Annotated in this window: 11 protein-coding genes; 1 reads left to right on the plus strand and 10 read right to left on the minus strand. The window is 32.8% G+C overall.

Annotated elements, in window-relative coordinates:
• Positions 1 to 569: 569 nt before the first annotated feature.
• On the plus strand, positions 570 to 3248 hold the full coding sequence (locus tag SOY52_RS10220; protein WP_320848851.1) for a GreA/GreB family elongation factor: 2679 nt from the start codon (positions 570 to 572) through the stop codon (positions 3246 to 3248).
• 19 nt (positions 3249 to 3267) lie between these two features.
• On the opposite strand, the gene murJ is transcribed toward SOY52_RS10220, so the two are convergent.
• The 10 genes from murJ to rbfA form a co-directional block, all read right to left on the minus strand.
• Positions 3268 to 4785: a murein biosynthesis integral membrane protein MurJ gene (murJ, locus tag SOY52_RS10225; RefSeq protein ID WP_320848852.1), complete on the minus strand. Its 1518-nt coding sequence runs from the start codon at positions 4783 to 4785 to the stop codon at positions 3268 to 3270.
• Positions 4772 to 5902: a tRNA guanosine(34) transglycosylase Tgt gene (gene tgt, locus SOY52_RS10230; RefSeq protein WP_320848853.1), complete on the minus strand. Its 1131-nt coding sequence runs from the start codon at positions 5900 to 5902 to the stop codon at positions 4772 to 4774. Before tgt ends, murJ begins: the two co-directional genes overlap by 14 nt.
• The gene (locus tag SOY52_RS10235) at positions 5895 to 6977 is read right to left on the minus strand and encodes an LptF/LptG family permease (protein WP_320848854.1); all 1083 of its coding nucleotides are present in this window, start codon (positions 6975 to 6977) and stop codon (positions 5895 to 5897) included. Before SOY52_RS10235 ends, tgt begins: the two co-directional genes overlap by 8 nt.
• A 2-nt stretch (positions 6978 to 6979) precedes the next feature.
• Positions 6980 to 8248 (minus strand): LptF/LptG family permease, encoded by a 1269-nt coding sequence (locus SOY52_RS10240; RefSeq protein ID WP_320848855.1) that lies wholly within the window; start codon positions 8246 to 8248, stop codon positions 6980 to 6982.
• Entirely contained in the window at positions 8249 to 8686 is a 438-nt protein-coding gene (gene dut, locus SOY52_RS10245; RefSeq protein WP_320848856.1) for a dUTP diphosphatase, read from the minus strand.
• Positions 8674 to 10800 carry a polyribonucleotide nucleotidyltransferase gene (pnp, locus tag SOY52_RS10250; RefSeq protein ID WP_320848857.1) on the minus strand — a complete coding sequence of 709 codons (2127 nt, stop codon included), beginning with the start codon at positions 10798 to 10800 and terminating at the stop codon, positions 8674 to 8676. The genes dut and pnp overlap by 13 nt, the downstream gene beginning before the upstream one ends.
• An 85-nt stretch (positions 10801 to 10885) precedes the next feature.
• A complete protein-coding gene (gene rpsO / locus SOY52_RS10255) occupies positions 10886 to 11152 on the minus strand; it encodes a 30S ribosomal protein S15 (protein ID WP_320848858.1) in 267 nt (88 codons plus the stop codon).
• A 6-nt stretch (positions 11153 to 11158) separates the two neighbouring features.
• Positions 11159 to 11950: an FAD synthetase family protein gene (locus SOY52_RS10260; RefSeq protein WP_320848859.1), complete on the minus strand. Its 792-nt coding sequence runs from the start codon at positions 11948 to 11950 to the stop codon at positions 11159 to 11161.
• A complete protein-coding gene (gene truB, locus SOY52_RS10265) occupies positions 11937 to 12800 on the minus strand; it encodes a tRNA pseudouridine(55) synthase TruB (protein WP_320848860.1) in 864 nt (287 codons plus the stop codon). Before truB ends, SOY52_RS10260 begins: the two co-directional genes overlap by 14 nt.
• A partial coding sequence (gene rbfA, locus SOY52_RS10270; protein WP_320848861.1) for a 30S ribosome-binding factor RbfA occupies positions 12797 to 13085 on the minus strand: 289 nt, incomplete at its 5' end. The genes truB and rbfA, both read right to left, overlap by 4 nt.

Here is a 13085-nt window from a genome sequence, read left to right on the forward strand (position 1 = left end):
AGCACAAAAAAAGCCCATTTAAGGGCTGAATCGATGATTTTATTGATTTTTAGCTAGATTGAAAGTCTAAACTCCGGAGCGAGAAGCATTACTAAAAGAGCAACAGAAATCTTTTTCATTGTCTCTCTCCTTTGTTATTAAATATGCTAACCATATTACGTATAAAAATGCATTTCATCAATATTTTTTCAATAATATTTTTATATAAGATATATAATTCTTAAACCTATATTAAATTATTTATAGTGTTTATATCATTACATAATAAAAACAATAATGTAATATTATTAACAATATTTTTAAATAATAACATAATTTAAAATAAACACTTTAATTCTAAAAACTGATTTAAAGTAAATGGTTGATTTTTTGTTAAAAATAAATATTTACTATTTATTGTATTTTATTTTAACAAATTATTGTAATAAAAAAGAGAATAAAATCGATTTGCTTTTTTCTTTTGTTGGTGATATATTTTAATTAGTCAAAGACAAATGCCGAGCAAGGTTTGCCCTTGCCCGGTTTGTTTTATGGCAAATATCATAGGAAAAATTAAGGATGATTTTTTTATGAAAATTGAAACAATGCTTAAAAGCGATAGAAAGTTCACAAAGGCTGAACTTCAAGCATTAACTCCAGATGCTTTTATTGAATATGATAAGGCAATTAAAAAAATCGATAGTGAAGATATGCTTAATGTAAAAGAAATATCTGATCAATTGATTCAAGAAAGAGAAGATAGTGTTTGGGGTAGATATGTTTCTGGCTCGATTTCTATGATTCGTCGTCCACATGAAGATAATATCAACATGCAAAACCTTCTTGTCTCATTCTATGAGATTCATAACTGGGCAGTTGTTAAGTTCCTCTGTGATAAGATTCTTGCTTTAAACGAAAATAAATTTGCACTACGTGCTCTTGCTGACTGCTACGAAGAGACAGGTCATGACAATGATAAGTGGCCTATTTATGTTCGTTTAGTAAAAATTGATTTTGAGGAGAGAAAACTTACAAAAAAGCTTGCTGATCACTACATGGAAATTGGTGATCAGGAGAATGCTATTCTCTATTATCGCCGCTCATTAATGAGATTTATCAGTGCAAAAGAGCTTGATAACATCAGAACAATTTGGTCAATTTTATTAAATAATAGCTGTGAGGATTTTGGCTACTATTTAGGTGTAGCTGAAAAAGCTTCCCTTCAGATTTCTCATAGCTTTGCAACAGAGCTTCTCAATGACCTTTTAAAGATGGTATCAAATGATATTAATAGAAGTATTGCTGTATTAAAGAAGGAAATTGAGCTTGATAAGGATAATATTGATGCACAGAGTGCATTAATACTTGCATTCCAGAAGAAGTATTCAACTTCAACTAGATTAAAGCAGTGCATTAAGAGATCTGGATTAAAGAGTGGTAGTCCTGATTTTAGTAAAGCTATTGATGCTTTTGAAACAGATATTGCATTTGATAACGGTTCATTTGTTTATCAACAATCACTTGATAGACTTGGTGTAATTAAGGCTATTAGTGAAAAAGAAGTTGTTATCAACTTTGGTAAGAGCGAAGTAAAGATGAGTGCTGATATGGCATTTAGAGCTCTTACTCCACTTGCTAAATCAAATATTAGAGTTTTAAGAGCTGTTGTACCTCAGAAGCTTGCTGCTAAAGTTAAGGCTGACACAAGATGGGCATTAATGACTATTATGGAAAGCCATAATAGTAAGTGTTCTTTAAAAGAGATGAAGAGTGATCTTTGTCCTAAGGTATTAACTGAAAAAGAATGGAACGAATTTAAGAAGGATGCTAAGAAGGTATTAATGGAGGATCCATATTTCTCTGTTGTTATTGGAGAAAACGAAACCTATACTCTTCGCTCTACTCCAATTACTCCTGAAGAGAAAAAGCTCATGCTCTTTAAAGGTGAAAATGATTTCTATGGTAAAGTTAAGCACCTCAGAGACTTTGTTAATGAAAACTATGATACAGAGTCAGACAGCTTTGCTGAGATGATAAGATTTTTCAACTTTACCTTAAAGAGTAGAAAGAATGGTGTTAATGATGAAGTTGTATCATCATACCTTCTTTTATCAATTCTTCGTTCTCACGATCATATTTCAACTGCTACAGTTGATGATCCTGTTGAATTTGCAACACTCTATAAGTCTATTACAGATAAGGTTGCTTTATTTAATAAGATTAATAATGCTGAGTTAAAGAAAGCTTTCCTTGATAATGTAATTGATACAGATAAGTCTTGGGCTGATATCCTCAAAAAATGCTTCCCATATTATACTTATTCATATATCCCAGAAAGACTTAGATCATTAGGTCAAACTAAAGTTTATATTGAAATCCTGCGTGAGAGTATTGAAAACTATAAGGATATGGCTGACGTACTGCTTTGGAACTTAAAGAATGCCTCAGAAAAAGAATGGGAAAAAGCAGGTGTTAGTGAGGAAACAAGAATCATTACCCTACTCTTACTCTTAGATTACACAGCTAGCTGCGTAGAGCTTAAGAAAGATGTTACTGAAAATAAGAAGCGTAATGCTCTTATTGAGCAAGTACTTTTCACAGAAAAGAAAATTTATGATGCAATCGAGATGGGTACTCAAGAACTTGCAACTAAGATTTATTCTATTATTGCAAATGATAAGAATATCGATCCAGGTAAAAAAGTTAGCATCAAGTATATTATCAGTGAAAAGTATCCAGATTTCAGATTCTTCGATGATGAAGCTCCAGTTCAGAGCAATAATTTAATTCCTACAGGATTCTTATGTACTAAGAAGTGCTTAGATGAAAAGCTTAAGGAAAAAGATCATATTGAACACGTTGAGCTTCTTGAGGTTGCAGATGAAATTGCTGATGCAAGAGCACTAGGAGACTTAAGAGAGAATGCTGAGTATCAATATGGAAAAGATAAGCAGAAGAACTTAAATGCTAGGCTAAGAACTCTATCTGAAGAAATTGAGAAAGCTCAAGTTATCACACCTGATAAAGTTGATCCTTCAAAGATTTCTTTTGGAACTAAGGTAAAGATGATGGATAATCTTCAAAATAAAGAAATTACCTACACTATCTTAGGTCAGTGGGAAAGTGATCCAGATAGATATATTCTTAACTTCAAGACTCCACTTGGAATGAGTCTGCTTAATAAGGTTGTTGGTGATGAACTTAAATTTGAAATCAACGGCACTAAGTATGACTACACAATTTTATCAATCGAAGTTGCAGACTTCTAATTAATAATTGGGACCAGATTTAATTATTTGGTCCCTTCCTTTTTAATAGGGTTAGAAATGGAACTTTAAATAAAATATAAGAGCAGAGAGTAATTATTAATAACCCAACACCAATTAAGGCTGTTATTAAAAATGTTTTCACATTCGATCCCATTTGATAATAGTTTAAATTTAACAATTTGAGACTTAAACAAGAAATAATTAATGGAATATTTGCAATAAAAGACCTTAGTAATTCTTTAGAAAATTTTAATATTTTTAATCCCTTTAACTTGATAATATACAAAGTTAATGAAATTATTACAGAAGAAAGAAGAGCAAGTGAAATACTCTCAGCTCCAAAATCTAGCTTTATAAAAAGAATCATAAAAAACACATCTAATATAGCTTGTGTTAACGATACTATAACAGGATAGCGATAGTCTCCTTTACTATAACAATATCTACTAAGCATTGAGGAAAATGCTAATGGTATCATAGAAAATAAATACCACTTTAAAACTTTTGATGTATTTATTGTATCTATATATGTAAACTCACCTTTTTGTAGTACTGCTGAAATACACTCTTTTGATAGCGTTAATAATATTATTGCACTTGGTAAAAGTAATAAAAATAGATAAGAAAGTGCAGTTGATAAATAATTTAATTTCTTTTCATTATCTTTTTCAGAAGAAAGTAGAGGAAAGAAAACACTACTAATTGAGCTAAAGAATATTCCATATGGAGTTTGATAAAAAATAATAGAATTTGTGATAGCACTTACTGCACCTCTTTCAAGGGTAGATGCAAGATAAAATGATATATATTGGTCTACTACCATGATCAGTGAATATAAAGTTGCAGGTAAAAAAGCCTTAATCATTAGCTTAGTGTATTCACCTTTTATTGGATTTTTTATTGTTACCTTTACATTGTTTTTTCTCACTACTATGTATTGGCTTAACATTTGAAGTAATGCTCCTGCTACACTTCCTATTGCCATTGAAAAATAGAATAATTTACCTGTGAAAAACTTAATTGAAACAATAACACTAAGTGTAAATATTATTGGACCAAGTCCAATAACAAAGAAGCTTTGCTTTATTTGTAATACAGTTGAAAATAGTGTTGAAATTGAAATTAAAAATAAAAAAATAAGAAAAAATGGTAGTAAATTAGATGCAATTGTTATTTGATAGCTATCTGTAAAACCACTAGTTAATGATATAAAGTTTTGATTAAAAACAAAGCAAAGTATGATGAGCGGTATAAATATTATTATTTGTAATGTAAAAACTTGACTTAAGAAAAGAGAAGTATTTTTATCATCATCTTTTAACTTTGCAAAAATTGGTAAATAAGCTTGTGATAGAGCACCTTCTGCAAATAGCTTTCTTAAATTATTAGGAATGTTGTATGAAAAGTTTATTGCATCAGCAACTAATCCTGCCCCAAAAAAGGAGGATATAAATCTTGCCTTAACTATCCCCAAGATTCGGGATAGAAAGGTCAAGACCATCAATATTAAAGAGTTTTTCTCTTTACTTTGAGCCATAGAAGCGGGCCATATACTCTTTTTTAAACTCAGCAAAACGCCCTTCTCTAATGCTTTGTTTAATTCTTTCAAGGAATGTATAAAGATATGTTAGATTGTGCTCTGTTGCAAGCATTCCTCCAAACATTTCATTACATTTAATTAAATGGTGTAAATATGCTCTTGAGTATTTTTGACAGCAAGTACAAGTACAGCCTTCCTGTAGAGGTCTTTCATCAAAACGGTGAATTGCTTTTTTCATTGTAATAACACCATCGTCAGTGAAAATACCACCATTTCTAGCCATACGTGTTGCAAGTACACAGTCAAATAAATCAATACCATTTTCAACACATGAAAGAATGTAGTCAGGGGAACCTATACCCATTACATATCTAGGTTTTTCTTCTGTAATATACCCAGCTGTATAGGAAAGAAAATCATTAAATTGCTCCTTACTCTCTCCAACAGAAAGTCCTCCAATAGCAATACCTGGAAAATCCATATCAGAAAGTGTCAGTGCTGATTCTTTTCTTAAATCCTCATAGAAATTACCTTGTACGATACCAAATAAATTACCTTTGAATTTTTCTCCTAATTTATTTCTCTCTTCAATAGATCTTTCTGCCCATGATTTAGTTACTCTCCACGCTTCTTTTGCATTTCTGTAATCAATTCCTGGAGGTGTACAAACATCTAAGCACATAGCAATATCAGAACCAATGATAGCTTGAATATCAACTACCTTTTCAGGTGTAAATACATGCTTTGACCCATCTATGTGAGATTGGAATGTTACACCATTATCTTTAATTTTTCTCAGTCCAGAAAGGGAAAATACTTGGAAACCACCACTGTCAGTTAAAATATTATGATTCCAGTTAGAAAAATTATGTAATCCTCCAAATTTTTCAAGAACCTCTGTTCCTGGTCTTAAATAGAGATGGTAGGTATTACCTAAGATAATTTTGTACCCAATTTCATCCACTTTATCGTGATAAATACCTTTTACAGTACCATTTGTACCAACAGGCATAAATGCAGGAGTTTCAACTCTTCCATGAGGAAGATCAATGTAACCAATTCGAGCTTTAGTTTCCTTATCCTGCAATACCTTAGTATATATTTGTTTAGCCACTCTTTCCTCCGATAGATCTAACAATTAATGAAAGTACAGTTACTATTACAATTGGTAGAATAACTGACATATATGGTTCAGTTACTCCCTGTGATGATGATATTGTGAATACCATCTGACTAACGTAATAGACAACAGCTGTACATAGGCTTTGTATAATACTAAATAAAAATACGTTCTTTTTAAATCGGTAATTCATTGAAACAGAGATAACAATAAGTATCAAGATAGAAAATGGAGAAAAAATTCTACCATAAAAGTCTGTTGCAGCACTGTAATAGGTATCCCTATCAAGAGTTTTTATTCTCCTTAGATAGTTTATTGCATCTACTCTTTCCATTGTTGTTACATCATTTGATGCATTTTTAAATAGTCTTGGTTCAAGAGTAAAATCAGTAATTGGATAACTATTTTCAAAAGAGGTAATTAGTCTTTCCCCTTCTCTTTGATAAACCCTAGCATTTTGGAATATCCAATAACCTTCACTAGAGTATTTTGCACTATCAGCACTAACTCTTAAATCAATTCCATCTCTACTGTTTTTTATTAGTGTTACACTATAAATAGTGCTATTTTGTTCACTAAATCGTGAAGCATGTATAACATAATCTGAATCTAAATCTGTTAGAGTAATATTTCTACTATCGCTAGTTCCTGATAGACCAAATAGCTCATCTGACATTTTGGCATGTTCAAGTTTTGCATCAATCATAATTGTTTCAGAAAAATAGAAAAAAACAATTGTTACAATTACACCAAGAATAACTATTTTAGATGCAATTTTAAAATAGCTAAGTCCTGCATTGTAGAGCATTATTAATTCATTATTAGCTTGTAGCTGTGAAAGGAAAAAAGTCGTTGCAAATAAAAAAGAAATAGATGCAACCATCATTAAATATTCAGGAAGACCTAGGATTGATAGTTTTATTATATCTTTAATATTAGTACTAGATGTTACTATTTTATTCATTGAGCTAAATAGCTCTACAGCAAGTACTAGTAGTACACATACTAAGAGAGTAATAATAGCAGTTTTTAATATTGATGATGTTATATATCTCGTTACTATTTTCATTTTTACTTTCTCTTTAATAATAATAGAACACCACCAAGTAATAGCATTACACCATCACATATCCACATTAAATAACTACTGCTAAATGTTACATCAAATATCTTTAACTGTGAGAAAAATAATATATACCAATATAAGACTGCAACAAGTAAAGATAATCCAAAGCCAAAAAGCCTTCCATATTTTATCTTAATAAAGCTTAGTGGGAAGGTTACTACTGTTAGGCAAAAGCAGGCAAATGATAGTACATATTTTTTATGCCACTCAGCTGTGTAGTATTGATAATAAAAACCAATTGGTTCTTTATCTCCATAGATATCAAGCTCTGTAACTTTTGATTCAATATTTCTTTTTACTTGAAGATAGTTTTCATAGCTATCAACATCACTAAGGTTTGATGCAATACTAGTTAAGATTTCACTTCTGTTATTGTGAAAGCGTTTTCTGCTTTCTATTAAATCTTCTTTTGACTCATTAATTAACACAGCTAAATCTTTATTTGATAAATTAGAAGGACTATCTTGAGTAAGGGCTGGTATTTGATCTGAGAAATTTAAAAATAAAGTTGTATTTTCACTTGTTGCTAAAGACCATGAAGAGATATCTTTTTCGCTTAATAGAAGTTTGGTATCATTTAAATCAAGCTTATAAATATATCTATCTAAATCAATTAGCTCTAAAGTGCCTGATGAAGCACTAATTGTTTGTTCAGGATTTGCACTATTATTAAATAATAAAATATCATTAATTTTATTACCTTCTACCTCTTTATTTACAAGAACAATATCACCAACGGTATTTGTTCCATTTTCCTTAAGTTCAAAGGTTGGAAGCTCTCTCATAATATTATTAAGTAAACTTTTATATACCTTTTGACTTTGAGGCATTAAGTAATCAGAGATATAAAAGGTTAATAAGGTTAAGACTAAAGAAAGTATAATCAATACCTTATAAACTTTCTTCATAGGTATCCCTAAACTTCTAAGAGCTAGTAATTCGTTATTAGCTCCTAAGTCACCTAATACCATGCTAGAAGCAGAGAGAGTTGCAAAAGGTATTACATATTGTAAAAATTGTGGGATAGCACACATTACAAGCTGAAGCATCATAAAGATATCAACATTCTTCAGCATTACTTTTTTTACTAGTAGTAAAATTTGGTTAACAAAAAAAATAAAGAAGAAAAAGATAAAGGAAACTATAAAGTTTAGAAGAAATTCCCTAAGAACATGATAGTTTAATATAGTATATCTTTCTCTTCTTAATAGCATTTATACTCCAGTGGAGCCAAAACCTCCACATCCACGTTCAGTTTCATCCAAAGTAGAAACTACATTATAAACTGCACTCTCACATTTTGCAAAGACTAGCTGAGCAATCCTATCATGATGTTTGACTGTAAAAGGAACATCAGAGTGGTTAATTAAAATTATACCAACTTCTCCTCTATAGTCTGAATCAATTGTGCCTGGAGTGTTTAAAACAGTAATACAATTTTTTAATGCAAGTCCAGATCTTGGTCTTACCTGTATTTCATAACCATTAGGAATAGCCATTTTTATTCCAGTTGGAATTAATGCACTTTTACCTGGATTAATAACTATTTCTCCATCTGGTAGATAAGCATAGCAATCAGCACCTGCACTTTGCTTACTTTGATATGAGGGAGCCTTAGCTCCCTCTTTTAAAACAATGCTTATTTCTTGCATTCCTCTGTTTCCTCTTTTGGGAGGGCATCGACATAAGAAAGATTTAAGCGATCCATTCTGTCAATCTCAATAAGCTTAACATCTACTTCCTGACCAACCTTAAGGACATCAGAAACCTGCTTTACTCTTGTTTTAGCAAGCTTTGAGATGTGGCAAAGACCTTCTTTTCCTGGAAGGATTTCAATAAATGCACCAAAGTCTACAATTCTCTTTACTGTACCATGGTAGATTTTACCTACTTCAGGCTTTTCGATGATAGATAAAATTAAGCGCTTAGCTTCCTGAGCAGATGCATTATTCTTTCCATAAATCATTACTGTTCCATCATCATCAATGTTGATTTCAGCACCGGCTTTCTGAGCAATTGCTTTTATTGTCTTTCCACCAGTACCAATTACAGCACCAATCATTTCTTCAGGAACCTTGACAGAAAGAATCTTAGGAGCATACTCACTAATTTCAGCTCTTGGAGCAGGAAGAGTGGATGTCATAATGCCAAGAATATGCATTCTACCTTCCTTAGCCTGGTTAAGAGCTTTGCTCATGATTTCAGGTGTTACACCTGCAATCTTAATATCCATTTGGAAAGCTGTGATACCTTTACTTGTACCTGCAACCTTAAAGTCCATATCACCAAGGTGGTCTTCTTCACCAAGAATATCTGAAAGGATTACATATCTTGAGTAGTCAGCACCCTCTGTAATAAGACCCATTGCAATACCTGCAACTGGAGCTGTGATTGGAACACCAGCATCCATTAATGAGAGACAACCACCACAAACAGACGCCATAGAAGATGAACCATTTGATTCCATAATTTCAGATACAACTCTGATTGTATATGGGAACTGATCTTTCTTTGGTACTACTGCTTCGAGAGCTCTCTGAGCGAGGTGACCATGACCAATTTCTCTTCTACCTGTTGTAAGTCTACCACACTCACCTACTGAATATGGAGGGAAGTTGTAGTGGAGCATGAAGTTAGAGAAGCTCTTATCACCATCGATTGTATCGAACATCTGCTCATCTTGAGCTGTTCCAAGTGTTGTTACTGCAAGAGACTGTGTTTCACCACGTGTAAAGAGTGCACTACCATGTGTGCAAGGAAGAACACCTACTTCACATGTAATAGGTCTAATTTCTGTAACTTTTCTTCCATCAGTTCTAACACCATCATCGAGAATTGAAGCTCTAAGAATATTATATTCAAGCTCATCAAACATAGCAGCAAGCTGTGCTGGGCGCTTTTCATCTTCACTAATTAATGTAGCAAAGTGCTCTTTAACCTTGTTGTGTGCTTCCTCAAGTGCAGCATAGCGGTTCATCTTACCCTTAACAAATGATGCTTCCTTCTCAAGTGGATAAGCAAACTCTTTAACCTCTTCAAGCCATGAAAGATCTTGAGTTACATCCATTAAAGCAAGCTTTTCTTTACCACAAAGCTCTCTCATCTTTGTCTGAGCTTCACAAATTTGTGTAATAACAGGCTGTGCTGCAGCGATAGCATCGAGCATATTCTGCTCACTTACTTCTTTTGCACCACCTTCAACCATTGTAATACCATCGTGGGTACCTGCAACAACGATATCAAGTTTTGCCTGTGGAATCTGCTGGAATGTTGGGTTAATTACATATTCATCGCCAATTAAAGCAACTCTTACTGCTGCAATAGGTCCATAGAATGGAATATCTGAAATAGTAACAGCACATGATGCTGCGTTTATTGCAACAATATCTGGTGTATTGATCATATCACATGAAACAACTGTTGGTACAATCTGAATTTCACGTCCAAATGCTTTATCAAAAAGTGGTCTCATTGGGCGATCGATAAGACGTGATACAAGGATTTCTTTATCCTTTGGTTTGCCCTCTCTCTTTAAAAATCCACCTGGGATCTTTCCTGCTGCATAATATTTTTCATTGTACTCGACACTAACAGGAACGTAGTCGATTGGTTCTGATGGCTGTTCACCACAGCAAACTGTTGCGATAACAGCGCTTCCTTTATAATGTGCATAAACTGCACCACTCGCTTGTTTAGCGATTTTACCTGTCTCAAAGACAAGTTCACCGTCTCCGATTTTAACGGAAACAGAAGTTACATTACTCATAAAAATTCCCTTATTCGTTCTTTTTTTGTTCTTTATAATACAGATAAAGCCTAGCCTGTTCGGCTAAGCTTTAAATAATATTTTTTTACTTTCTGAGACCGAGCTTTGCAATTAAATCTCTGTACTCGTTGATGTTTCTGTTCTTAATGTACTTGAGAAGTCTTCTTCTCTGACCAACAAGCTTTAAGAGACCGCGCTTACCAGCATGATCTTTTGGATTAGCTTTGAAGTGATTCTGTAAATCGTTGATTCTAGCTGTAAGAAGAGCAACCTGTACTGCTGAATCACCTGTGTTGGCTGTGTTTCCACCAAACTTAGAAACAATTTCTGCTTTCTGTTCTTTTGATACCATTTTTGTTTATAACTCCTTAGTTATTATGCTTAATGATTCAACATCTTTTTCATTTTTATCAATCATTAGCTTAGACTCATCAATTGTTACCTTACAAGCAATGCTATTTCCACTTTTTAGTTTTAATAGTGCTTTATAAGTTCCAAAAGGAGGCAAAACTTGATTAATAGAAGATGTTGCAAATGTAAGACTTTTATTATCAACAATAGCTTTTTCAACTAAATCAATAACATAAGGCCTACCAGAAAGACGCTTAACACCGTCAAGGTCTCCCTTTTGAATCATTTGTCTTAACAATGTGGAGGAAATTCGAACTTGGTCATCCATGATGGTTTCACGAATGAAGACATCCACACTATTACCTGTGGATTCAAACTCCTTTTCCAACTCTTTAGCCGTTACCTGGGAATTAGGAGTACCGCATTTGAAGTCCTCACCGACTACGACTGCTTTTACACGGCACATAGTACATAGTAAGCGAATGAACTCATTACCACTTATCTTACTTATTTCTTCACAAAAGTCAATAAGGGTAAAGTAATTAATACCAAAAGATGAGATATATTCTTCTCTTAGTCTTAAGGTATCAACAAACATTTGCCCTTTTATCTTTGGGTTTTGTGAAAAAGTTATTACCATTGTTTTTGTTCCAGGGTGTGTAAGAGCATATTCTTTTACTTTATTAAATATATCTTCATGCCCTCTATGTACCCCATCAAAAACACCAATTGTAAGTGCTATTGGAACATCTTTAAGGATTTTTGAGTTAACTAAAGCGAAAAAATCATGTATTTCCACGTTCTGTTAATGCGATAATGCTATATCGCGATCCCTCCTTTAAAGCAACTCCAAATAATAAATCATCAATTAAGATTCTATAATAGGTGTCCTCATTTGAGGATGAGAAAATAATACCTTTTTTATCAAGAAAACCATTTATCGCTTTCTTTTTATAGTTTTTATCAAGTATTAATTCTTCCTTACATACTCTTTTGATTAACTCATGAGTATTTTCAAGCGTATTTGTAGGCCCTGTGATGTCTGCTCTTGAATATGGTCCAACTTCATAACGATCTAAGGCTGTAAGATATCCACGAGAAGAGGCAGAGATTGCAATATCTCTTGCAAGGGAACGAATATATGTTCCTTTACTTACGTGAGTATCAAGAACGGCTACTTCACCATCAAATGAAATTAAAGAAGAGTTATATATTGTAACATCCCTTTCAGCCATTACAACTTCTTCACCACTACGTATTCTTTCATATGCTCTTTTTCCATTTACATGGATAGCCGAATACTCTGGTGGTACTTGTTTAATATCGCCTATGTATTTTTTTATTGACTTATTTAACTCTTCTAAAGTAGGTTTTTCTGCTTGGTAAATAATTTCACCCTCAGGATCTAATGTATCAGTTTGGGTTCCAAACTTAATAGTTGCTTTATATTTTTTATCCATCCCAGAAAATAGAGGATTAAGCTTTGTAGCCTCACCTGTTAATACAACCATTATTCCTGTAGCAAATTTATCTAATGTACCAGTGTGGCCAACTTTGCTTCCTTTATGGCATCTTTTTACTTCATTTAAGGATTTAAAGCTGGTTTCACCTGGTTTTTTATCAAGGATGAGCACTGAGAAATCGCTCATTTACGCCCCATTGCCTCATCAATAATATTATTTAATCTTTCACCTTCAATAAAACTGTTATCGGCTTTAAAAACAAGGCGTGGAGTATTTCTTGTTTTCAATACCTTTCCAACATGAGTTTGAATAAAGCCTGCTGCACTATTAAGTGCTCTAACACTTTTATCTAAGCCTCTTTCATCTGCACATGACACATATACAGTAGCATTTGCATTGTCAGATGCTAGGTTCACTTCTGTAATAGAGGTGAACCTAGAAAGATTAGGATTTTTAATCATCCCATTAACA

Origin of the sequence: Bullifex sp., from assembly GCF_034103065.1 — a bacterium.
GTDB lineage: Bacteria > Spirochaetota > Spirochaetia > Sphaerochaetales > Sphaerochaetaceae > Bullifex.

What these genes read in the sequence shown, in the direction of transcription:
- rpsO (WP_320848858.1), bottom strand. Translation starts at nt 11,152, where the DNA reads ATGGTATCAAAAGAACAGAAAGCAGAAATTGTTTCTAAGTTTGGTGGA.
- SOY52_RS10240 (WP_320848855.1), bottom strand. Translation starts at nt 8,248, where the DNA reads ATGCTATTAAGAAGAGAAAGATATACTATATTAAACTATCATGTTCTT.
- dut (WP_320848856.1), bottom strand. Translation starts at nt 8,686, where the DNA reads ATGCAAGAAATAAGCATTGTTTTAAAAGAGGGAGCTAAGGCTCCCTCA.
- SOY52_RS10220 (WP_320848851.1), top strand. Translation starts at nt 570, where the DNA reads ATGAAAATTGAAACAATGCTTAAAAGCGATAGAAAGTTCACAAAGGCT.
- pnp (WP_320848857.1), bottom strand. Translation starts at nt 10,800, where the DNA reads ATGAGTAATGTAACTTCTGTTTCCGTTAAAATCGGAGACGGTGAACTT.
- SOY52_RS10235 (WP_320848854.1), bottom strand. Translation starts at nt 6,977, where the DNA reads ATGAAAATAGTAACGAGATATATAACATCATCAATATTAAAAACTGCT.
- truB (WP_320848860.1), bottom strand. Translation starts at nt 12,800, where the DNA reads ATGAGCGATTTCTCAGTGCTCATCCTTGATAAAAAACCAGGTGAAACC.
- murJ (WP_320848852.1), bottom strand. Translation starts at nt 4,785, where the DNA reads ATGGCTCAAAGTAAAGAGAAAAACTCTTTAATATTGATGGTCTTGACC.